This window comes from Bradyrhizobium sp. B120, from assembly GCF_049075665.1.
Lineage (GTDB): Bacteria > Pseudomonadota > Alphaproteobacteria > Rhizobiales > Xanthobacteraceae > Bradyrhizobium.
In genome coordinates, this window is sequence record NZ_CP185242.1 from 7223354 (window position 1) to 7246041 (window position 22688).

Annotated in this window: 22 protein-coding genes; 12 read left to right on the top strand and 10 right to left on the bottom strand. The window is 65.2% G+C overall.

What is annotated here, in order from left to right:
* Nucleotides 1-10: 10 nt before the first annotated feature.
* The gene (locus tag ACOIX3_RS33560; RefSeq protein ID WP_420966326.1) at nucleotides 11-646 is read right to left on the bottom strand and encodes a TetR/AcrR family transcriptional regulator; all 636 of its coding nucleotides are present in this window, start codon (nucleotides 644-646) and stop codon (nucleotides 11-13) included.
* 251 nt (nucleotides 647-897) lie between these two features.
* On the opposite strand from ACOIX3_RS33560, the gene ACOIX3_RS33565 reads away from it, so the two are divergent.
* From ACOIX3_RS33565 to ACOIX3_RS33605, 9 genes are all read left to right on the top strand, one after another.
* Nucleotides 898-2208 (top strand): phytoene desaturase family protein, encoded by a 1311-nt coding sequence (locus ACOIX3_RS33565; protein ID WP_420966328.1) that lies wholly within the window; start codon nucleotides 898-900, stop codon nucleotides 2206-2208.
* Between the two features lie 5 nt (nucleotides 2209-2213).
* Nucleotides 2214-3068: an ABC transporter ATP-binding protein gene (locus tag ACOIX3_RS33570; protein ID WP_420966330.1), complete on the top strand. Its 855-nt coding sequence runs from the start codon at nucleotides 2214-2216 to the stop codon at nucleotides 3066-3068.
* Nucleotides 3065-3856: an ABC transporter ATP-binding protein gene (locus ACOIX3_RS33575; RefSeq protein WP_420966332.1), complete on the top strand. Its 792-nt coding sequence runs from the start codon at nucleotides 3065-3067 to the stop codon at nucleotides 3854-3856. Before ACOIX3_RS33570 ends, ACOIX3_RS33575 begins: the two co-directional genes overlap by 4 nt.
* Entirely contained in the window at nucleotides 3856-5790 is a 1935-nt protein-coding gene (locus tag ACOIX3_RS33580) for an AMP-dependent synthetase/ligase (RefSeq protein ID WP_420966334.1), read from the top strand. Before ACOIX3_RS33575 ends, ACOIX3_RS33580 begins: the two co-directional genes overlap by 1 nt.
* Nucleotides 5791-6663: a branched-chain amino acid ABC transporter permease gene (locus ACOIX3_RS33585; RefSeq protein ID WP_420966336.1), complete on the top strand. Its 873-nt coding sequence runs from the start codon at nucleotides 5791-5793 to the stop codon at nucleotides 6661-6663. It begins immediately after the preceding gene.
* Nucleotides 6663-7709, top strand: a complete 1047-nt coding sequence (locus ACOIX3_RS33590) for a branched-chain amino acid ABC transporter permease (RefSeq protein ID WP_420966338.1) — start codon at nucleotides 6663-6665, stop codon at nucleotides 7707-7709. Before ACOIX3_RS33585 ends, ACOIX3_RS33590 begins: the two co-directional genes overlap by 1 nt.
* 34 nt (nucleotides 7710-7743) lie before the next feature.
* Entirely contained in the window at nucleotides 7744-8904 is a 1161-nt protein-coding gene (locus tag ACOIX3_RS33595) for an ABC transporter substrate-binding protein (RefSeq protein WP_420966339.1), read from the top strand.
* A 201-nt stretch (nucleotides 8905-9105) separates the two neighbouring features.
* Nucleotides 9106-9849 carry an NAD(P)H-dependent oxidoreductase gene (locus ACOIX3_RS33600; protein ID WP_420966340.1) on the top strand — a complete coding sequence of 248 codons (744 nt, stop codon included), beginning with the start codon at nucleotides 9106-9108 and terminating at the stop codon, nucleotides 9847-9849.
* A gap of 132 nt (nucleotides 9850-9981) precedes the next feature.
* A complete protein-coding gene (locus ACOIX3_RS33605; RefSeq protein WP_420966341.1) occupies nucleotides 9982-10194 on the top strand; it encodes a hypothetical protein in 213 nt (70 codons plus the stop codon).
* Between the two features lie 87 nt (nucleotides 10195-10281).
* Here ACOIX3_RS33605 and ACOIX3_RS33610 read toward each other — a convergent pair whose 3' ends face one another.
* The 9 genes from ACOIX3_RS33610 to ACOIX3_RS33650 all read right to left on the bottom strand — a co-directional run bounded on the left by ACOIX3_RS33610 (nucleotide 10282) and on the right by ACOIX3_RS33650 (nucleotide 19030).
* Nucleotides 10282-11475 carry an acyl-CoA dehydrogenase family protein gene (locus tag ACOIX3_RS33610; protein ID WP_420966342.1) on the bottom strand — a complete coding sequence of 398 codons (1194 nt, stop codon included), beginning with the start codon at nucleotides 11473-11475 and terminating at the stop codon, nucleotides 10282-10284.
* Nucleotides 11472-12407 (bottom strand): alpha/beta hydrolase, encoded by a 936-nt coding sequence (locus ACOIX3_RS33615; protein WP_420966343.1) that lies wholly within the window; start codon nucleotides 12405-12407, stop codon nucleotides 11472-11474. The genes ACOIX3_RS33610 and ACOIX3_RS33615 overlap by 4 nt, the downstream gene beginning before the upstream one ends.
* A 1-nt stretch (nucleotide 12408) precedes the next feature.
* The gene (locus ACOIX3_RS33620; RefSeq protein ID WP_420966344.1) at nucleotides 12409-13158 is read right to left on the bottom strand and encodes an SDR family NAD(P)-dependent oxidoreductase; all 750 of its coding nucleotides are present in this window, start codon (nucleotides 13156-13158) and stop codon (nucleotides 12409-12411) included.
* A gap of 1 nt (nucleotide 13159) precedes the next feature.
* A complete protein-coding gene (locus tag ACOIX3_RS33625; protein WP_420966345.1) occupies nucleotides 13160-13954 on the bottom strand; it encodes an enoyl-CoA hydratase/isomerase family protein in 795 nt (264 codons plus the stop codon).
* A gap of 13 nt (nucleotides 13955-13967) precedes the next feature.
* Nucleotides 13968-14465, bottom strand: coding sequence for an aromatic-ring-hydroxylating dioxygenase subunit beta (locus ACOIX3_RS33630; protein ID WP_157340290.1), 498 nt, complete (start codon nucleotides 14463-14465; stop codon nucleotides 13968-13970).
* On the bottom strand, nucleotides 14465-15724 hold the full coding sequence (locus ACOIX3_RS33635) for an aromatic ring-hydroxylating oxygenase subunit alpha (RefSeq protein WP_420966346.1): 1260 nt from the start codon (nucleotides 15722-15724) through the stop codon (nucleotides 14465-14467). Before ACOIX3_RS33635 ends, ACOIX3_RS33630 begins: the two co-directional genes overlap by 1 nt.
* Nucleotides 15725-15918: 194 nt before the next feature.
* Nucleotides 15919-16416 (bottom strand): hypothetical protein, encoded by a 498-nt coding sequence (locus tag ACOIX3_RS33640; RefSeq protein ID WP_420966347.1) that lies wholly within the window; start codon nucleotides 16414-16416, stop codon nucleotides 15919-15921.
* Complete coding sequence (locus ACOIX3_RS33645) at nucleotides 16413-17396, bottom strand: phosphotransferase family protein (RefSeq protein WP_420966348.1); 984 nt, start codon at nucleotides 17394-17396, stop codon at nucleotides 16413-16415. Before ACOIX3_RS33645 ends, ACOIX3_RS33640 begins: the two co-directional genes overlap by 4 nt.
* 80 nt (nucleotides 17397-17476) lie before the next feature.
* Entirely contained in the window at nucleotides 17477-19030 is a 1554-nt protein-coding gene (locus ACOIX3_RS33650; protein ID WP_420966349.1) for an acyl-CoA synthetase, read from the bottom strand.
* Nucleotides 19031-19232: 202 nt separating this feature from the next.
* Here ACOIX3_RS33650 and ACOIX3_RS33655 point away from each other — a divergent pair, with 202 nt between their 5' ends.
* From ACOIX3_RS33655 to ACOIX3_RS33665, 3 genes are read left to right on the top strand one after another with little or no spacing between them, the layout of a single operon-like run.
* Nucleotides 19233-20456 (top strand): ABC transporter substrate-binding protein, encoded by a 1224-nt coding sequence (locus ACOIX3_RS33655; RefSeq protein ID WP_420966350.1) that lies wholly within the window; start codon nucleotides 19233-19235, stop codon nucleotides 20454-20456.
* A gap of 54 nt (nucleotides 20457-20510) precedes the next feature.
* Complete coding sequence (locus ACOIX3_RS33660) at nucleotides 20511-21626, top strand: hypothetical protein (RefSeq protein WP_420966351.1); 1116 nt, start codon at nucleotides 20511-20513, stop codon at nucleotides 21624-21626.
* A complete protein-coding gene (locus ACOIX3_RS33665) occupies nucleotides 21626-22552 on the top strand; it encodes an acyl-CoA thioesterase (protein WP_420966352.1) in 927 nt (308 codons plus the stop codon). Before ACOIX3_RS33660 ends, ACOIX3_RS33665 begins: the two co-directional genes overlap by 1 nt.
* The last annotated feature ends 136 nt before the right edge of the window (nucleotides 22553-22688 follow it).

A 22688-nucleotide genomic window follows, 5' to 3' on the forward strand; every position in this document is an offset into this window, starting at 1 on the left:
ACGCGCCAGCTCACGCGCGCTGGCGCAGCGGCCGCGCGGCGTCCTTGGCGGGCACCGGCATGGTGAAGCCGTACAGGAACAGGTCCACCACCATGTCGGCGAACTCGCTGGGATCGACGCCGCCCTTCGGGTCGTACCAGGTGTGGCTGAAGTTCAGGATCCCGAACAGCATCATGCTGTAGATCTTCTTGGTCCGCTTGACGATCTTGCCTTCCTTGTCGAGCTTGACGAGGAGATCCGAGACCGTATCGACCAGCTGGCGCTCCAGCGCCTTGATCGCATCCTGCTCGGTCTCGCCGAGGAACGAGAGGTCGTTGAGGATCACGCGCTGCTCGTCGCTGGAGCGCGCATTCAGCGCGACGATGGCCTGGATCGCGGCGCGGAACTGCTCCAGCGTCGCCGTCTTGCCCGCCATCGCGGTCTCGACATCGGCGATCATCTCGCGGATATGCGCATCGAGGATCGCGAACAGGATCGCTTCCTTCGAGTCGAAATAATGATACAGCGCGCCGCGCGACAGCTTGCAGGCATCCGCAAGGTCGGCGATCGAGGCGCGCATGTAGCCCTGCCGCGCGAACAGGCCGCAGGCGGTGGTGAGGATGCCCCGCTGGATCTCGTCGTAATTTTCTGAGCGCGTCCGCGCCATACCCGTTTCTCTCGTACACCATCGGCGCCGCCGGAATCGGACGACACCCGTCTCTCTATACTACTGCCGTTCCACGCCCTCCTCCCCTTTGCGGGCGCCATCCACCAGAACTCTTCCATCGCTCGCCACGACGCGCGACCTGCGTCAAAAAATAATTTGAACGACCGGTCGGATTATATTAGAGTGCCTGCCATCAAGCAAGCAGATTGCGCACGCCGGAACCAACCCGGCGGCATCGAGGGAGGCTGCGCGTGGATTTTCATAAGGTCGATGCTGTCGTGATCGGAGCCGGCGCGGGCGGGCTGTGCGCCGCGGCGCGTCTTGCCCATGGCGGGCTGCATACGCTCGTCGTCGATGACAAGGACCGGCTCGGCGGGCGCGCCTCGACCGAGGAGATCGACGGCTTCAAGGTCAATATCGGCGCGATCGCGATCGAGTTCGGCGGCGTGTTCGAGGAGACCTTCCACACCGTCGGCGCGCCGCTCGATATCCGCGCGCCGGAGCCGGCGAGCTCGTTCTTCATCGACGGCAAGGTGATCGATGTCGGCCGCGGCGGCTGGTCGCTGCTGCTCGGGCAGCTCACGAAACAGGCCTCGCGCATCCTGGAGAAATTCGCCGATGCCCGCTCCGGCAACCTTCCCGACGGGCGGCAATCGACCGAGGACTGGCTGAAGGGCTACACCAGCAACGCCACGGTGCACGCGCTGTTCCGCAATCTCTGCGCGGCGATCTTCGCCTGCAACGCCGCCGAGCTGCCGGCCCGCGCCTTCCTCACCTATTTCACCAGCAAGGGCGCTTTCAAGAAGTTCGGCTTCTGCCCGCAGGGCACGATCGGCGTCTGGAACAGTCTGGGCGGCGCGATCCGGCGCAACGGCGACATCTGGCTCGGCACGCCGGCGACCACGATCCACACCGCCAACGGCCGCGTCGAAGGCGTCACCGTGCTCAGGAACGGCGAGAAGGTACGGATCGACACCGACCTCGTCATCAGCAACGCCGGACCGAAGGCCACCGTCGCGCTCGCCGGCAGCGAGGCCTTCCCGGCCGATTATATCGCCAAGGTGAAGAACGACCTTCGCCCGGCCGCCAATATCGTGATCAATTTCGCGAGCCGCGAGCCGCTGATCAACCATCCCGGCATCGTCACCTTCGGCAAGACGCGCCGGCTCTGCAACATGGCGAACCTCTCCGCCACCTGTCCCGAGCTCGCGCCGCCCGGCTGGCACCTTTACGTCGCCTACGCCGTTCCGGTGCCGGCGCTCGGCGATTTCGACTCCGATGCCGAGGTCGCGCTCGCGCTCGAGGATCTTCGCGAGCAGTTCGCCAATTTCGACCAGGCAAAGATCCTGTCGATCCGGGTGATGCGCGACGACTGGCCGGCACAACGCAGCTGCGCCGGTTACGACCTGCCGCGCGAGACCGGCATCGAGGGCCTGTGGTGCGTCGGCGATGCGGTGAAGCAGTACGGCAATGGCGGCACCCAGGCTTGCGCCGAGACCGCCAAGATCGTGACCGATGCGATCTTCGCCGCGCGCCCACGCCGATCGGTCGGCCGGGTCTGAGCGCGATGCCGACGACCATCCCGCATCCGACGGCGCAGGCAGCGCCCCAGGCCGCGCCGGCGCCGGAGTGCCTGCTCGAATTCCGCAATATCCGGATCGTCTACGACAATGCGATCGAGGCGATCCGCGATGTCTCGATCGCAGTGCCCAAAGGCAACATCGTCGCCCTGCTCGGCTCCAACGGCGCCGGCAAGTCGACATTACTCAAAGCGATGTCCGGCATCCTCTATACCGAGGAAGGCGTGATCGAGAACGGCAGCATCCGCTTCCGCAATGACGAGGTGCATCACCTCGCGCCAGATGAACTGGTGCGCCGCGGCATCGTGCAGGTACCGGAAGGCCGCCGCGTGTTCGCGGCGCTGACCATCGACGAGAATTTGCAGATGGGCGGCTACACCAGGACCGGCGCCGAGGCGCGTGAGCGCCGCGACAAGGTGTTTGCGCTGTTTCCGCGGCTCTACGAGCGGCGCGACCAGATCGCCGGCTACATGTCCGGCGGCGAGCAACAGATGCTCGCGATCGGCCGCGCGCTGATGACCGATCCGGTGCTGCTGGCGCTCGACGAGCCGTCGCTCGGCCTCGCGCCGCTGATCATCGACCGCATCTACGAGGTGATCGTCCGCCTGCGCGACGAGCTGAAGATGACCGTGCTGCTGGTCGAACAGAACGCGCAGCGCGCGCTCGATATCGCCGATTACGGCTACATCCTGGAGACCGGCCGCGTCGTGCTCGACGGCACGGCCGCGAGGCTCACCGCCAACGAGGACGTCCAGGAATTCTACCTCGGCGTCTCCTCCACCGGCCGCAAGAGCCTGCGCGACGTCAAACATTACAAGCGCCGCAAGCGGTGGCTGTCGTGACCGCGCTGCTGGCGATCGAGAACCTCTCAAAACGCTTCGGCGGCTTGCAGGCGGTCGCCGATGTCAGCCTTGAGGTCTCGCCCGGGGAGATCTGCAGCGTGATCGGCCCGAACGGCGCCGGCAAGACCACGTTGTTCAACATGATCTCGGGCGTGCTGCGGCCGAGCGGTGGCCGGATCACCTTCGACGGCATCGACCTTTCGACCATCTCGCCGTGGAAATTCGCCGCCGTCGGCATCGGCCGCACCTTCCAGAATCTGGCGCTGTTCAAGCACGGCACCGTGGTCGAGAACATCCTGACCGGCCGCCACACCCATCTGCGCTCGACCGTGCTCGACGCCGTGGTGTTCTTCGGCCGCACCCGCAAGGAGGAGATCGCGGCCCGGCAGCGCGTCGAGCACATCATCGAGTTCCTCGAGATCGAGCATATCAGGGACGCCGTGGTCGGCACGCTGTCTTACGGCCAGCAGAAGCGCGTCGAGCTCGCCCGCGCGCTCGCCTGCGAGCCGAAATTGCTGCTGCTCGACGAGATGGTCTCCGGTATGAACCAGGAGGAGACCGAGGATATCGCGCGCTTCGTGCTCGACATCCGCGACGAGCTCGGCATCACCGTCGTGATGATCGAGCACGAGATGCGCATCGTGATGGACATTTCCGACCGCATCCATGTGCTGAATTTCGGGCGCAAGATCGCCGAAGGCACGCCCGACGAGATCAGGCGCGACCCCGCGGTCGCGGAGGCCTATCTCGGCGGCCAGCGCGCCGAAGCGATGAAGGCGGGCGCGTGATGTCGACGATGGACAGCCTGCGCACCGCTCATCCGCCGCTGCGGGCCAACGCCGCGCACAGCGCACCCGCGGCAGGCGCCGACGCGCTGCAGGCGGCGCTTGCGGATGCCGCCATCACCATCCCGCAATTGCTGCGGCAACGCGCCGCCATGCATGGCGAGGCGCTGGCGCTGCGCGAGAAGGACTACGGCATCTGGAATCCCCACTCCTGGCGGCACTATTACGAGACCGCGCGCGCGGTCGCGCTCGGCCTGCTCGCGCTCGGCATCAAGCCGGGCGACCGCGTCGCCATCGCCGGCGAGAACACGCCGGAATGGTTTTACGCCGATCTCGGCGCCCAGATGATCGGCGCGGTCGCGGTCGGCATCTATCCGACCAATCCCTGGGTCGAGCTGCAATATATCGTCAAGCATTCCGGCGCCCGCATCGTCGTCACCGGCGATCAGGAGCAGACCGACAAGGTGCTCGACGCGATGGCCAACAATGGCGGCCTCCCGGATCTGGAAGCCATCGTCTGCATCGACATGAAGGGCCTGCGGCACTACCGCCAGCCGGAGCTGACGTCGTTCGCCGCCTTGTGCGAGCGCGGCAAGGCCTACGCCGAGGCGAACCCGGAAGCCAACGCCAGCCTCGATCGCCTGATCGGCCAGGGCGCGCCCGACGATGTCTGCATCCTGGTCTATACGTCGGGCACGACGGGCCCGCCCAAAGGCGCGATGCTGACCCACCGCAATCTCGTCTACGCAGCCTATGCTTACGCCAAGACCGTCGGCATCGCGGACAAGCCGTTCGAAGCGGTGAGCTATCTGCCGTTGTGCCACGTCGCCGAGCGCTGCTACGGCACGGTGACGCATCTCGTACTCGGCGGCACGGTCTCCTTCGCCGAATCGATCGACACGGTCGCGATCAATATCCGCGAGATCGCGCCGACGTTTTTTGTCGGCGTGCCCCGCATCTACGAGAAACTGCAACAGGGCTTTCTGTTCAGGCTCGGCGAGAGCGGCCGGCTGCGGCAGACCTTCACCAGGGCCTGCCTCGCCTGGGGCCGCACGCTGTCCGATCGCCGGCAGGCCGGCAAGGAAGGCTTGCTCGATCGCGTCGCCTACGGGCTGCTCTATCTCCTGATGTTCCGCAATTTGCAGCGCCACCTCGGCTTCGCTTACAGCCGGCACCGGCTGTGCGCCGGCGCCTCGATCTCGCCGGAGACGCTGCGCTTCTTCGACATCATCGGCCGCCCGGTGTCGCAGGGCTACGGCCTCACCGAAAGCGGCGGCGTCGCCTTCATCCAGACCGAGGGCCATCACCGGATCGGCGGTTGCGGCATCCCCCTGCCTCAGACCGAATGGAAGTGCGATGCCGACGGTGAGATCCTGCTGCGCAACCCCGGCGTCTTCAAGGGTTACTTCCTCGACGAGAAGGCCTCGACGGCTTCGCTCGAACAGGGCGGCTGGCTGCGCACCGGCGACATCATCGACATCCTCGACAATGGCGAGATCGCCGTGGTCGACCGCAAGAAGGCGATCATCATCACCGCCGGCGGCAAGAACATCGCCCCGTCGGAGATCGAGAACGCGCTGAAGGACTCCGAATTCATCAAGGAAGCGATCGTGGTCGGCGAGGCCAAAAAGTATCTCGGCGCCATCGTCCAGGTCGATTACGACAATGTCGGTCGCTGGGCGCGCGACCGGGCGCTCGCCTACACAAACTACAAGTCGCTGTCGCGGCTGCCTGAGGTGCACGAGCTGGTCGAGCGCATCGTGGGCGAGACCAACAAGCGCTTCGCCCGGGTCGAGAATATCCGCCGCTTCGCCATCCTCGAGAAGGAGCTCGACCACGACGACGGCGAGCTGACCGCCACGCAGAAGGTGCGCCGCGCCATGATCGAGAAGAAGTTCGCGCGCGAACTCGCCATCATCTACCAGGCGGAGGCCTGAATGCAGTATCTCATCCAGCTTCTGATCTCCGGGCTCGCGATCGGCGCGATCTACGGCCTGATCGCGATGGGCTTTGCGGTGATCTACAAGTCCACCGGGCTGGTCAATTTCGCGCAGGGCGAGATGACCATGATCACGGCCTACATCGCCTGGACCATCTCGACCACGGTCAGCGGCAATGTGTTCGTCGTCGCGCTGGGCGCCATCCTGGCGGCGGTCGTGCTCGGCCTCGTCATCGAGCGCCTGGTGATGCGGCCGATGCTGGGCGAGCCGGTGTTTGCGACCGTGATGGTCACGATCGGGCTCGCCGTGATCCTGCGCTCGGCCATCAATTTCATCTGGGACGCCTACCCGCACGGGCTCGATATCGGCATGGGCCGGGGCATCGTGCATCTCGGCGGCATCGGCGTGCGCACCGGGCAGATCGCCGTCATCGTCACGCTGCTGGCGTTACTCGCGGCGATCTGGGCATTCTTCCGCTACAGCAAGGTCGGTGTCGCGATGCGCGCGGTCGCGGCCGACGACCGCACCGCGCTCTTGATGGGCATCAGCGCCACCAAGGTTCACGCGCTGGCGTGGGCCGCGTCATCCGTGATCGCCGGCATCGGCGGCGTATTCTTCGCGCTGTCCTACGATCTGTCGCCGGCGATGTTCCAGCTCGGGCTGAAGGCGTTTCCGGCCACGATCCTCGGCGGGCTTGACGCCGTGCTCGGCTCCGGCCTCGGCGGTCTCCTGATCGGCATCACCGAAAACCTCGCCGGCGGCTATCTCGGCTCCGGCATGAAGGAGGTCGCGGGCTTTGCCATGATCATTGTCGTGCTGATGGTCCGCCCGTTCGGCATCTTCGGCGAACGCGACATCGAGAGGGTCTGATGCGCACCGGCGATTACAAACAGAGCTATAGCGAACTGGTCGCGCTGGTCGATTCCCCGCCGGTGTGGCTCTGGTCGGCCGTGCTGTTGCTGGCACTGATCGCAGCGCCCCACCTGCTGAATTCCTACGCGTTGTCGTTCCTGATGATCATCCTGATCACAATGACCGGCGCGCTCGGGCTCAACATCCTGACCGGCTACACCGGCCTGATCTCGCTCGGCCATGTCGGCTTCCTCGTCACCGGCGCCTATGCCTATGCGGTACTGGTGTCCCGATATCACATGCCGCCGCTGGTCGGCTTCCTCGGCGCCGGCGTGGTGCCGGCGCTGGCGAGCCTGATCGTCGGCGCGCCGTCGCTGCGGCTGAAGGGGCTCTACCTTGCGATCACAACGCTCGCCTTCTCCTTCATCATCAACACCGTAATCCTGGAGATGCGCTGGCTGACCAACGGCGCGCGCGGCATCCAGGTGCAACGGCCGGAGATCCTCGGCATCAGCTTCGACAGCGATGCGGCCTTCACCTATCTCTGCCTCGCCTTCGTAACCTTGACGCTATTCGCCACCCTCAACATCCGCCGCAGCCGGGTCGGCCGCGCCTTCGTCGCGATTCGCGACAACGACACCGCGGCACGCGTCATGGGGATCAACCTGCATGCCTACAAGCTGTTCGCCTTCGTCACCTCGGCCTTCATCACCGGCATCGCCGGCGCGCTCTATGGCATCTATCTCTCCTTTGTCAGCGTCGAGGGCTTTCCGTTCCTGCTCTCGATCGAGGCGCTGGCGATCCTGATCGTCGGCGGGCTGGGCTCCGCGCTCGGCGCCGTGCTCGGCACCATCCTGATCGTGCTGCTGCCGGAGGCGACCAGGCTCCTCTTTAGCCTGTTCAGCGCACAGATGGACGCGACCTTCACGACCGGCGCGCAGGAGCTGAAGAGCATGCTCTACGGCCTTGTCATCATCCTGTTCCTGCGCTTCCAGCCGCGCGGACTGGTCGGTGCCTGGCACGACATCAAGCGGACCTGGGTGCACTGGCCGCTGCGCTACTAACCAAAAAAAGACACAACACCATGAGGAGGAGACCATGATCAGACGTCTGGTGGCGGCCTCGCTGCTGCTTTCCACGGCCTGCCTTGCCATCGACCCCGCTGCTGCCGCCGACCCCGGTATCACCGACACCGAGATCCTGATCGGCGACGTCGAGCCCCTGACCGGGCCGCCGGCGCTGCTCGGCGTCGCGGCCTCGATCGGCCACAAGATCGCGATCGCCGAGGCCAACGCCGCCGGCGGCATCAGCGGCCGCAAGATCAAATACGTGCTGGAGGATGACGGCTACGTCACCGCGCGCACCATCCAGGGCGTCAAGAAGGTGATCGACGTCGACAAGGTGTTCGCGATGATCGGGATCTCCGGCTCGGGCCAGTCGATCGCGGTCATGCCGGTGCTGGAGAAATCCGGTATCCCGACCGTGATCGACGTCGCGCCGGTCAAATTCCTGTGGGAGCCGCCGCGCAAGAACGTGTTCGTGGTCGGCCAATCCTACGAGGAAGGCATCATCCACCTCGTCAACTTCCTGGCCGACAAGAACTCCGGCAAGAAATGGGGCCTGATCACCCAGGACGACGACTACGGCATCACCGTGCGCGACGGCTTCGATACCGTCGTCAAGGCCAAGAAGCTGAACGTGGTCTACAGCGGCAACTACAAGAAGGGCCAGCAGGACTTCTCGTCCGACATGCTGCAGCTGAAGGATTCCGGCGCCGAGGTGTTCCTCGCGGGCGGCATCATCGGCGAGAATATCGCAATGATGAAGGAGCTCGAGAAGCTCGGCATCAAGCCGGTGACCGGCATCTTCTGGCCCGGCCGCATCGAACCGGTGCTGAAGCTGATGGGTCCGGCAGGTGACGGCATCTACGCGGTCGACTACGTCGAACCGTTCGCCGGCGCGGCCGGCAAGGCGTTCCTCGAGAAGGCCAAGCCGCTGGTGTCGGAAGCCGAATTCAAGGGCATCAACCGCTACACCATGACCGGCTATGCCGCCGCGAAGGTGCTGATCGCGGCGATCGAGCGTTGCGGCAAGCAACCGACCTGGGCCTGCACGATCTCGGAGCTGGAGAAGACCAAGGATGTCGAGACAGGCGTGATGGCGCCGATCAGCTTCGGCGCCGGCGTCCGCTTCTCGAACCAGAAACTGCAGATCATGCAGGCCGATACGGCGACGCTCAGCTTCAAGCCGGTGCAGTGAGCTGCTTCCGCAAACTCATTCCACCTCTCCCGCTTGCGGGGGAGGTCGTATCGCATCGGAGATGCGATACGGGTGGGGGCTCTCCCCACGCAAAGAGTGTCTCATGCGGAGATACCCCCACCCCAGCCCTCCCCCGCAAGCGGGAGAGGGAGCAGAGCGCCGCCGCGGCGACGCTGAGCTTCAAATCGGTGAGGTGAAGAGATGAAGGTCCTGATCGTCTTTGCTCATCAGGAGGCGCAGTCGTTCAATGCTGCGCTGCTGGCCCGGTCGGTGGCGGAGCTGACCGCGCTGGGGCATACGGTCAGGATCTCCGATCTCTACGCCATGCGCTTCAACCCGGTCGCGACGGCTGAGGACTTTGGCGCGCGGCGGTTCCCCGACCGGCTGCAATATGACCGCGAGCAGAAGTACAATCTGCAACATGGGGCGCTCAGCGGCGACATCGCCGCCGAGATCGAGAAGCTGCTGTGGTGCGACCTCCTGATCCTGCAGTTTCCGCTGTGGTGGTTCTCCGTTCCCGCCATCATGAAGGGCTGGATCGACCGCGTGTTCGTCAACGGCGCGGTCTATGGCGCCGGCCGCCGCTACGACACCGGTGGCCTCGCCGGCCGCCGCGCCATGGTCGTGACCTCGACCGCCGCCTATCCCGGAATGTGCGCACCCGACGGGCTGGTCGGCGCGCTCGACGTGGTGCTGTGGCCGATCCAGAACGGCACCCTGGCCTATGCCGGCTGCAAGGTGCTGCCACCCTTCGTGTCGTATTCGGTGAACTTCGTCGACGAGGCGACACGGCATCGCTATCTCGACGACTATGCCGAACGGCTGCGGCGGCTCGAAACCACCGAGCCGTTGTTCTTCCATCCGCTGGCGGATTTCGGCGAGGACTGGCGGCTGAAGCCGGGGATCGCGGCGCAGACGGTCGGCCAGGGCAAGCCTATCGGCTAAAGCATTTGCTCCGACCACACGCAACGTAACGGTGCATGGATTTCATACATTTATCGTTGTGCGAAGGTTCGTTTGTTAAAATTTGGACGGCATTCCTGAAGCGCCGCACGGCCGCAAGGTGGAGACGTTCAAATGCATGGCGATTGGATATCGGTTTTGCTCTCGTGGTGGCCGTTCGTCATGCTCATCGGCGCATATATTCTGATTGTTCGCTTGAATCGCCAACGCTCCGCCTCTGGGCTCACAGCCATCGAGCTTTGCGAGCAACAGGTCGCGGAAACCCAACGAACGAATGCTATCCTCGAGAAGATCGCAGCGGCCCTCCATAAGGACACGGTGAACTGAACCGACAACGCGGCAGTTTGCTCGGATTTGGGCCATAGCGAAACCGGCGCTCGGCGGCAGATGCGATAGAGGTCGCGCCGGCACCCCTCACATCCGCTTCGCCACCTCTTCCAGCATCACCTCGGTGGCGCCGCCGCCGATCGTCAGCACGCGGGCGTCGCGCACCATGCGTTCGATCGGGGTGCCGCGCATGAAGCCTGAGCCGCCGTGCAATTGCAGGCAGCCATGCACGACTTCGTGCAGCACCTCCGGCGACAATGCTTTCACCATCGAGACCTCGCGCAAACACTCCTGCCCCGCCGCCGCAAGCTCGGCGGCCTGATAGGCCAGCGCTCGCGCCGCTGCCGCCTTCGCGGCGAGTTGGGCAAGCTTCAGCCGCACGCCCTGCTGGTTCCAGAGCGGGCCGCCGAACGCCTGCCGCGTCTTCACATAGTTCGTCGTCAGCTCGATCGCCTTGGCGGACTCGCCGGCGCAGATGCCGCCGATGCAGATGCGCTCGTTCTGGAAGGTCTCCATGATGCCATAGAAACCCTTGTTCTCCTCGCCGAGCAGGTTCTCAGCGGGGACGCGCACGTCCTGGAGCGATATCTCGGCGGTGTCCGAGCAGAGCCAGCCATGCTTGTCGAGCTTGGTTGCCGTGATGCCCGGCGTGTTGCGCTCGACGATGAACAGCGAGATGCCGCGGCTGCCCTTGGCGTGCGGATCGGTGCGCGCCGCGACGATCAGGATGTCGCCATAGACCGCGTTGGTGATGAACATCTTGGCGCCGTTGATCACCCAATGACCGCCGTCGCGCCGCGCACGCGTCTTCAGGCCCGCGACGTCGGAGCCGGCATCGGGCTCGGTCACCGCGATCGAACAGACCGTCTCGCCGCGGATAATCGCAGGCAGGTATTTCTGCTTCTGCTCCGGCGTGCCGCGCAGGCTGATGTGCACCGCCGACATGTCGGTATGCACCAGGATCGACGAGGTGAAGCCGCCGAAGCTCGAGCGTCCGAGCTCCTCGGCGAATACCATCGAGGCCAGCGGCCCCATGTCGGTGCCGCCATATTCGGCCGCATGGCGCATGCCGAGGAAGCCGAGCGCGCCCATGCGGCGATAGATCTCGCGCGGAATCTTGCCGTCGCGCTCCCACGCCTCGGCATGCGGCACCACTTCCTTCTCCACGAAGCGGCGCACCTGCTCACGCAGCATGCGCAGCTCCTCGGGCAGGTTGGGCGGCTCCGGGAAATGGAATGCGGTCTCAGAGAGCTGGCGCGGATCCGAGGTCATGACGTTCATTGTGGCGCCCTCTCATGGCCGATGTGAAGATGGTTGCGCAGAAAAACTGCGAGCGATGCGATTGCCTCTCGCGCCTGCGGAATCTCGGGGAACATCTGGAAGACGTGGATCATGCCGTCCCAGACCTGGAGTTCGACGTCGCCGCCGGCAGTCTTGGCGCGCGCAGCAAGGTTCACTGAATCGTCGCGGACGGTTTCGCGGTCCCCGACCTGAACCAGAAGCGGCGGCAGGCCGGTGAGATCGGCATAAAGCGGCGAGACCAGCGGATCGCTGACATCGCCGTCCTTGCCGAGATAGTTCTTGGCGAGCGCCAGGATCATCGCGCGCTGGTGGATCGGATCGGCCTCGGCCCTGCTCTCATAACTCGCGCCGGAAGCCGTGAGATCGGTCCAAGGCGACATCAGCGCGCCGGCCGCCGGAAGAGGCAAGCCGCGCTCCCGCGCCGCCAGCATCGCAACGAGTACGAGATTGCCGCCAGCGGAGTCCCCGGCGAAGGTAATATCGGCCGGACGCAGTTCCAGATCGCGCAGATACCGATAAGCCGTCAGTGCATCATCGAGCGCGGCGGGGAAACGATGCTCCGGCGCAAGGCGATAATTGACCGAGAGCACGCGGCAGCCGGATGCGTCGGCAATCCGCGCGGCCAGGCCGCGATGCGAGGCCACCGAGCCGATGCGAAAGCCGCCGCCGTGAAAATAGAGGATCGCCTTGTCGCGCGGTGAGCCGGACGGCACCAGCCATTCGCCGTCGACGCCACCGGCGGAAACCGGCTGGCAGGTCACTGGCACCGAGCAGCCCGCAAAGGCGTCATCCCAGTCGCTTCGCATCTGTGCCACCGACGTCTCGCGGGTCCAGCCGCGATAGATCGCACGCAGGCGCTCGATCGCGCGATCGACCGGCGTGATGGCGATATCGCCGCTTGTGCTGGCCATCTCAGCCGCCGATACCCATCCCGCCGGACACGCCGAGCGTCTCGCCGGTGATGTAGGCGGCCTGGTCGGAAGCCAGGAACAGCGCGGCGGCCGCAACCTCCTCCGGCTCACCGAGCCGGCCGAGCAGCGTCGCGCCGGTCATCGCCTGCAGGATCTTGTCGCCGCCCTTTGCCACCGCCTGCTCCAGCATCGGCGTGCGGATCGGTCCCGGCGCGATCGCGTTCGCGGTAATGCCAAAGCGTGCATTCTCGCGCGCGATACTCCTGGTGAAGGAGATCACACCGCCCTTGGCCGCAGAATAGACCGCGCCGCCCTTGGAGCCGAGCCGCGCCGCCTCCGAGGTGACATTGATGATGCGGCCGAACCGCGCCGCCTGCATCGCCGGCAGCGCGGCGTGCGTACAAGCGAGCACCGAGGTGAGATTGACCGCGATCAGGCGGGCCCAATCCTCTGCCGTGGTGTCGGTGAAGAAAGCGTGCTGATCGACGCCGGCATTGTTGACGACGATGTCGAACGGGCCGTCCTGCGCCATCACGGCCTTTACGGCGGTGGCATCGCTGACGTCGAGCCCGGCTACGCCGGCGCCGGTCTCGCGCGCAAGTTCGGATGCTGCCGCGACGTCGAGATCCGCGATCACGACCCTGGCGCCCGCGCCGGCAAAGCTGCGCACGATCGCAGCCCCAATGCCGCGCGCGCCGCCGGAGACGAAGGCGCGGCGGCCATCGAGACGTCCGAATGGCAACGTCGCCACGTCAGCGCCCCGTGAAGACGGGTTTGCGCCGCTCGATCACGGCAGCAAGCCCTTCGCGCGCATCGGCCATGCCCGAGAGCTCGGCCACGGTGCGCGCCTCTTCCGACAGGCATTGCTCGATGCTGGTGCCGGTGCCGGCCCAGACCAGCCGCTTGGTCGCCGCCAGCGCTTTCGGCGCACCGGCCGCGAGTTCGCGCGCCAGCGCGAGCGATGCATCGGCGAGTTCGGCATCGGGCACGACCTTGGTGACGATGCCCATCTGCAGGGCTTCGGCAGCCGGGATTACCGGGTTGGTCAGCAGGATCGACATCGCGCGTCGCAAGCCGACCAGCCGCGACAGCGTCACGGAGACACCGGCATCCGGCGCCATCGCCACCCGCGTCGCACCGGCGAGGAATTTGGCCGATTCCGCCGCGATCACGATGTCGGAGGCGCAGACCAGGCCGAAGCCGCCGCCGCCCGCCGCAAAGCCCTGCACCGAGGCGATCACCGGCGCCTCCAGCCGCAGCAATCCGGTCACCGCATTCTGCAGATACGCGGTCGCCTGGCGGATATAATCGGGCAGCTTCTCGCCCGTGGAGGCAAAGGCGCGGACATCGCCACCCGCGCAGAAATTGGTGCCCTCGCCGCTCAACAGCACGACGCGCAAATCCGGATGGCCGTGGCAGACCATGATGGCGTCGCACAACGCACTCAACAGCTCAGCGCTCATGCCGTTGGCCGCGTCCGGCCGGTTGAGCCGCAGCCGCGCGATGCCGTCGGTGATGTCGAGCAGGACGGGGCCCTTGTCGATCATGGCAAAACCTTCCCTAGACCAGGAATGACAGCGTGTAGATCGCCTTGTCGTTGTTGACGAGGATGACCTTCTTGCTGGCCATCCGCAGTTCACCATCGACATGGCGCAGCCGGTATTCATTGCGCGCCGCCCACAGCGTGTCGTCGCGCAGACTCGACTCGAAAATCAGGCTGTTGCTGGCGACAGCGATGTCGCCATCGTCCGGCTGCTCGTCCATCAACTCGATGTTGGAGATCAACCGGCGCAGGTTCGACTGCGGCGTCTGGGTGAAGTGCTTGCCGGTCATCAACTGCCGAACCCGCAGCGCGATCCGCGAGCGGTTGTCATAGATGATCGACATCTGCCGCTCCGGGTCGATGTCGGCGCCGTTGGCCGGCACCCAATAGACGCCGTCGTCGGTCCACAGCTTCTCCCAGGCCTCGTATTGATGCTCGTCCTGCAACCGCGCCTCGCGATAGAGGAATGCGGTGATGGCGCTCATCAATGTGGCGCTGCTCTCGCGCGACAGCATCAGTTAGGCTCCATCAGCTTGCGGTAGTGGGTCCAGATGCCGCGCGACGGCACCTCGTCGGTGACGTGGCCGACCGTGAAGCCGAGCTCATCCTGCCGCTGGCGCTTCTCGCCGCGGCCGAGGAAGATCCATTCCGGATTGCGCGCCTGCACACCGCGGTGGCAGCGCTCATACATCTCGGAATCATCCGCCAGCAGGAACCCGGCCGGGCCGACCGAGCCCATGGTCTGCTGGCGCAACCTGCGGTTCAGATCTGGCGCGCCCTTGAATTGCAGCGCCGTGACGTGCTGCACGCTGTCGTCGACACCGAGCGGCTGGATCACGAACATCTGGATCTCGGCGATGAACAGGTTCGGAAAGATCATCACATGCGGCGTGCCGTCGATCATGATCTCGCGCGCTGCGGTGTCGCCATAGGTGGCCTTCATGCGCGCGGTGTAGTCCGGCAGCCGTTCCTCGCTGGTGCCGAACCAGCTCATCGGCGCTTCGCGCTTGCGGAACTCGGGCCGCAAATCGATCTCGGTATGGCCGTTGCCGTAATCGCGAGTCAGCGCGGTCGATGCGCCGCCATAGAGCTTGCCGATCATGCTGTCGGCGACGCCGAAGATCGAGGTGTGGACGAAGGCCGGGTGATAGCCGTCGCACTCATTCTCCAGGATGAACTTCCAGTTCGCTTTCACGCGATGCTTGAGGAAGCCCGCGGTGATCTCGACCTCGCCCTCGGGCGAAGTGCGCACCAGTCGATCGATGGTCTCGGCGGCGCCGCCGAGATGCTCCTTCAGGGTCGGGCCATCGGCCGCGAACGAGCCGAACACGAAGCCGCGGTAGGACTCGACGCGCGTCACCCGCCCGAGCGCCAGCTGCGACTTATCCTGTCCTTCGTAACCATCAGGGAAGGCGTAGCCGACCAGCCGGCCGTCATTGGCGAAGGTCCAGGAGTGGAACGGACAGGTGAACGAGCGCGCATTGCCGCGCTCAAAGGAACAGACTTGATTGCCGCGATGCGAGCAGCGGTTGAGCAGCAGATTGACCTTGCCCTGCTCGTCGCGCGTCATGATCACGGATTGCGGGCCGATCGACTTGACGACATAGTCGTTGGCGTTCGGCACCTCGCTCTCGTGTCCGACATAGACCCAGGTCCGGTACCAGATGTTCTTGAGCTCGGCCTCGAAGATCTCAGGATCGGTGTAGAGCGATCCGTGCACCCGGTCGGGCCGGATCAGCCGCTCCCATGGCGAGACGCCGGTCATCATGTTCATCGCTCCGTCTCCCTCGCCGGCCGCTTGCCGCGGATGCTTTCACCGGTCGTCAATAATAATCCGAACGACCGTTCGGTCAATGAATAGCACGTGCGCCGCCGGCCGGCAAGCTTCTTTGCAAACACCGCGGCTAAGTTCCAGAGTAACGCGCAACCATGCAATCCCCGGTGGACCGCTGCGTGACTGCCTCAGCCCTACGCCGCGCCGCCATCGCCGCCTGCGATCTGCTGCAGCATCGACTTCGGCGTCGTCGCGAGTTCGATCTTGAGCTGGTCGCAGATCGCCCGGCGCAGCAGCTGCTCGATCCCGGTCGCAAGATCACGATTGGCTGCGCGCGCGTCCGCACCGCTCGCCCAGAGCAGAAGCTGCCCCAGCCGCCGGTCGCCATCGTCGCGCAACGCCTCGATCGCGGCAGCGTCGGACAAGTCGCTCGGGAGGCGCGGCGTCGCCGGAATCTCCGGATGCGCAGCGCCATCCGCCATCCGTTTGACCGCAGCAAAAGTATCGTCCTGCAGCCGCACCTGCTCCAGCAGCGGCCCGGCCTTCCAGTCGGCCGCGAGCTTCAGCCCGTTCAGCGCGTAGATCGCGGAGAACACCTGACCGCGGACGAAATCGTCGTTGCTGTTCGGTACGACATGGCTTTGCAGGGCATCGATGATGCCGTCGATCAACCGCTCGAAGGATGCACTCATGCCGCGGCCTCCAATGCGCGCTCGAAGGCCCGCACGATCGAGGGCATCTGGCTTGCCATCACGGCAAGCCGCATGTCGTTGAAGCGATCGACCTCGAAGGCGCGCACCGCGCACATCTGGATCGCCGCCGCCTGATACAGCGCGTAGGCCTCGTAGAAGGCGAGGCTCTTGTCCGAGACCGCAATGCCGGAGGCGCGTTGATAGAGATCGATCACCTCCGCGCGCTCGAGCACGCCATAGAGCTTGCGGCTCCTGGCGTTGAAGGTCGGCATCATCGCCCAGGCCAGATCCTCATGGGGATCGCCGAGGTGAGTGAGCTCCCAATCGAGGATGGCAACGATCCGGCCACTCTGTTCGATGAAGTTCCCGATCCGGTAGTCGCCATGAACGATGGTGCGGCATGGCGGCTGCAGGCAGTTATCCTCAAGCCAGCGTCCGCCCCAATCGAGCAGCGGATAATAGCGCGCCGTCGGACGCGCCAGCGACGCGCGCCAGCCGGCGATCGCGCGAACTTCGGCGCGTTGACCGCCCTGTTGCAGCGATGCGAACGGCGTTCTGCCCGCGTCGATCCGGTGCAGCGACGCCAGGATCTCGACGAACTGCCGGGCGATCGCGCGCTTGTGGTCCGAATCGATCTCGCTGGCCGCCCAGGGTGCGGGAACGTCGCCCTCGACATGCGCGCAGATGAAGAAAGGAAAGCCGATCTCGGCGCCGTGCTGTTCTGATGACACCAGCGCCGGAACCGGCACGCCGCTGCCGGCCAGCGACTGCAACGCATGGACCTGCGGCAGCACCGAGTAAGGCGCAAACAGCCCGTTCGGCGGACCGACGCGCAGGATCAGCTTGCGATCCCCTTCAGCGGAGCGGGCCACAAAAGCATAGGTGATCCAGGAGAAGCCGGACGATTTGCGGCCGAAGCTCATGATCTCCGTCCGGCTCCCTGAGATCCGCGACAGATGCTGCGCGAGCGCAGCGCGCACTGCATCGTCATTAACTGTGATCGGACGAACAGGCTCCGGCGCGGCCGGCGCATCATCGGATCGTTTGGCAGCGTCCTGCATCAATTGACCGACCTCGTATAGCCCTGCCACTTCTCCTCGCGCAGCGCCGACTTCATGATCTTGCCGGAGCCGGTCAGCGGCAGCGGCTCGAGGCGAATGTCGACCGAGCGCGGGCATTTGTAACCCGCGATCAGGGTGCGGCAATGCGCGATCACCATGTCGGAATCGAGCCGTGCGCCGTCCTTCGGCACGACAATGGCGTGTACCGCTTCGCCCCATTGCGGATCGGGCACCGCGATGACGGCGCATTCCCTGACCTGTTCGTGCTGGAAGATGGCGTTCTCCACCTCGCCGGAATAGACGTTCTCGCCGCCGGAGACGATCATGTCCTTGAGGCGATCGACGATATAGACAAAGCCGTCCTCGTCCATCCAGGCGCCGTCGCCGGTGTGCAGCCAGCCGTTGCGCAGCACCCGCGCGCTCTCTTCCGGCTTGCGCCAGTATCCGAGCATCACGCCGGCGCCGCGGATCGCGATCTCGCCGACGGTGCCGCGCGGCACCTCGTTGCCCGCGAGATCGATAATGCGGACTTCGACGCCCGGCGCCGCCCGCCCTGCCGATTTGCGCTTGCCCGCCAGCGGCCCTTCCAGCGCGTGGTACTCCCAGGGCAGGATCGTCGCCAGCGCCGCGCTCTCGGTCATGCCGTAGCCCTGGTGAAAGCGCCAGCTCGGCAGCACCCGCATCAGCTTGACCAGCAGCGCATCCGGCATCGGCGAGGCGCCATATTCGCAATCCCTGACGCTGCTCAGATCATACGTGCCGAAGGACGGATGATTGAGCATCATGTTGAGCATGGTCGGCACGAACAGGCAGTAATCCACCCTGTGCTCGGCGATGGTCCGCATCGCGAGCTCAGGTTCGAATTTCGGGATGGTAACATGCGTGCCGCCCACCAGCGTGAGCGCGATCATCGGCGAGGTGCCGGCCAGATGGAACATGCCGGCCGAGTGCAGATACCGCGTGTCTTCGCGGAACCGCAGCGCATAGATCCAGACCAGCGATTCATAGATGATGTTGGCATGCGACAACATCACGCCCTTGGGGAAGCCGGTGGTGCCGCCGGTGTAGAAGATGCCTGCGAGATCGTTGTAGGCGCCGGATGCATCCTCGATCGGCGCATGCGCAACAAGCTCGTCATAGCCCTGCATGCCGTCGGGAACCTGTCCCTCGTCCAGATAGACCATCGCGGTGATTGATTTCGCGCCACGCAGGCCTGACGCGATCTCGGCAAAGGCCTTGTCGACCAGCAGCAGTTTTGGCGTGGAATCGTCGATCGCATAGGCATTCTCGGCGACCGCCCAGCGGGTGTTGAGCGGCACCGCGACCGCACCGGCCCAGGCGATGGCATAGAGCGCCTCGATGTAGAGGTCGCTGTTGTGCGCGAGGATCGCAACGCGATCGCCGGCCTCGACGCCGAGCCGCCGCAGTCCACCCGCGGCACAGGCGACGCGCCGGCCGATCTCCTTCCAGCTTCGCGACCGTCCCGCGTGGATGGTGCCGGGCGCATCCTTGCGCAACTGCACCGCCGAGATGAGCGCCTGCGTCAGCTTCATGTTTCCTCCTCACCGCCATGCGGCCGCGCGCGCCTGCGGATGTTTCCGTCATGCGTGAACCCGATACGCCGCCCGGAGATTTCAGTTGATAATCCGGACAGACGGTCTATTATTACACAGCCAGCGCGACGGGTAAAGCCCTTGAAGGCACCGCCGCAGGGATCAACCAGCCCCGCAAAAGAGGGCGTCATGGGAGGGGAAGATGCGGAAGCCAATCACAACGCTTGCCGTGTGGGCGTTCGCGCTCACCGGCGCGCTCGGAACAGCGAACGCCCAGAAGGCCTATGGTCCCGGGGTCAGCGACACCGAGATCCTGCTCGGCGCCAATGCGCCCTACAGCGGACCGGCGTCGATCTATGCAAGCTTCCCGAAGACCATGCTGGCCTATTTCACGATGCTGAACGAGACAGGCGGCATCAACGGCCGCCACATCAATTTCGTAACCCGCGACGACGCCTATAGCCCGCCAAAAACCGTCGAGGTGACGCGCGCGCTGGTCGAGAACGACAAGGTGCTCGCGATCATGGCGCCGTTCGGCACGCCGACCAACGCCGCGATCCAGAAATACCTCAACAGCAACGGCGTTCCGCAGCTCCTCGTGCAGAGCGGCGGCACCCGCTGGAACGATCCCAAGCAGTTCCCCTGGACGACGCCCTACTCGCCGACCTACGTCAACGAATCCCGGATCATCGCGCGCTACGTGCTGCGCGAGAAGCCCGACGCCAAAATCGGCGTGCTGCTGCAGGCCGACGACATCGGCAAGGATTTTGTCCTTGGCCTGAAGGAAGGGCTCGGCGCGAAAGCCGACACGATGATCGTCAAGGAGGCGATGTATCAGTCGACCGAGCCCACGATCGACTCGCAGATCGTGAATCTGAAGGCATCCGGAGCCGACACCATCCTGATCGCCGCGCAGAACAAATTCGCTTCGATGGCGATCCGCAAGATCCACGAGCTCGGCTGGAAGCCGCTGATCTTCCTCGGCTCGACCGCGAATTCGATCGCCGGCGTGCTGGTGCCAGCGGGGATCGAGGCCGCGACCGGCATCCTGACCACGACATCCTACAAGACGCCGAATGATCCGGCTTGGGCCAACGACAAGGGCATGGCCGATTATCTCGCCTTCGCCGCGAAATACATGCCGGGGATGGACCCGAACGACGTGATCGCGGTCACCGGCTACACCACGGCGCAGCTCGGGGCGATCATCCTGCAGCGCTGCGGCGACAATCTCACGCGGGAGAACGTGCTGAAGCAGGCCACCAACCTCAGCGGCATCGAGTTGCCGATGCTGCTTCCGGGTATCACGATCCAGACCACGCCGCAGGATTACGCGGCGATCACCGAACGCCGCTTCGCCCGCTTCGACGGCAAGACCTGGGTGCTGTTCGGCGACATCGTGGGCGCGGGCCCGGCCAAGGACTGATCCCGCGCCGCGCATCCGATTGACCGAACCGGCTCAAACCTAAGGACAAGAACAATGCTGACAGCCCAGGACGATCTCATCGGCCATCAGACGCCGCAGCCGTTTGCCAAGGCCGGCGGCGGCGATATCAGGTTCACTGAGCGCTACTGGTACACGGCGCATCCGATCGATGGCCGCGAGCTGCTGATCGATATCGGGCTCGGCTATTACCCGAACCGCAACGTGATGGATGGATTTGCCGGCATCACGATCGGCCGCCGCCAGCACAATTTCCGTGCCTCGCGCCGGCTCGGGACCCGCCCGCTGGAGACCGAAGTCGGCGGGCTCAGGATCGAAATCGTCGAGGGCATGGGCCTGCATCGGCTTTCACTTGCTGAGAACCCATCCGGAATCAGCTTTGCACTCGAATTCAAGGCAAGCTTTCCGGCGGCACAGGAGAAGCAGAATTTTCGCGAGCGCAACGGCGTCGTCGAGGAAGACCTCGCGCGCGTCTCGCAATTCGGCCGTTGGCGCGGCTGGATCGTCGCCGACGGCAAGCGCTACGATATCGGGCCGGAACTGTGGTGGGGACAGCGCGACCGCTCCTGGGGCCTGCGCTCCGAGATGCGCACCGACGAAACCAGGCCGCCGGTCGCGACCCATCGCAATTTCTTCTGGACCTGGTCGATGTTCCAGTTTCCGCAGTCGGCGCTGTCGATCTTCATCAAGGAGCGCACGCCGGGCAAGCCGCATTACCTCTCGGGCACCGAGTTCCGCCGCGAAGCCGACGGATCGGTTTCGCATCGCGAGGTGACCTCGGTCGAACACAAGATCGAATGGGCCGACGATCCGCTCGGCCAGACCATCGCGGTGGCCGACTTCACCTTCGTCTTCGAGCGCGGCGAACCTCGTCATGTCAGAATGCGTGGGTTGCCGATCCGATTTTATCTGAAGGCCGGCATGTATGGCGGCCTGCAGGGCTGGACCCATGGCGACGACCGCGGCGAGAACCATGCAGCCCACGACATCTGGAACCTCGACGACGCGGCAACGCGCGCCGTCGCACGCACGCTGTCGGACCATGTCGTCCGGCTCGAAAGCGGCAACGAGACCGGATTCGGCATCAGCGAATATGGCGTCGCCGCCGGCTATCCGCTCTATCCGGGACCGCAGAAATTCCCGGCGATGTAATGGACGGGCAGGACATCCACGCCGCGGAGGGCACCGATACCGCGTGCGATCCGTGGGACGACAAGGCAGCCGAGGCGCTGGTCTCGCTCGAGACCATCGCGCCGCTCCGATATCGCAGCCGGTTCGGCGACGGCAATCTCAACGGGCGCTCTTACGGCGGCCAGATCCTCGGCCAGGCGATGATGGCAGCAACGCTCAGCGCGCCCGAAGATCGCCCGGCGGCGATGCTCCAGCTCCTGTTTCTGCGCGGCGCCGATCCCGCCCGGCGCATCACCTTTGACGCGCAGGTTCTGCAGGACGGCAAACGCTTCTCCTCCCGCCACGTTGTAGGCAGCCAGGGGGACGGCCGTACCGTGCTGAGCGCGCAGGCCACGTTCTGCGCAGCCCAGCCGGGCCCGCGGCACGCGGTGCCGTTTGCGCCGCCGGAAGATCCCGAAAGCCTGCCCGATCTGAGCATGATCCCCGATGAGCTGATGGCGCAGTTGCGGCCGCTCGGTCCCTATTCGCAGCACATCAAACCCAGCATGGATTTCCGCATCCCCGAGATTGAACGTCAGCTCTCGGCCGCGACGGCAGAGCCGCGCCTGCGCTTCTGGATCAGATGCCGGCAGCCACTGGCCGCCGGTTCCCGCGCCCAGGCCGCGGTGTTCGCCTATCTCTCGGATTGGTGGCTCAACTTCTCCAGCGTCGGCGGCCATCTCCGCGACCTGCAAGCGCGCGCGCCGCTCTATCTGTCGAGCCTCAACCATTGCATCTGGTTTCATCGTGCATTCTCGCCCGACGCCTGGATGCATGTCGAAACCGAGAGCCCATGCGCCGACGGCGGCCGCGGGCTGTCGATCGCCCGCGTCCATGACCGCGATGGGGCGATGCTCGCGACCTCGATCCAGGAAACCCTGATGGTGCATCCGGATGGCGATGCGTAGGTCACGCTGCGACAGTTGAGACGGCGCCGTGATCGCGGCTGAGTTGCAGCCGCTGTTCGTCGCCGGTTCCGCCCTCTGTTGAATCCGGGCAACACCGCCGGACAAAATGCGCAATCGTGCAGATTGCGCGTTTAGA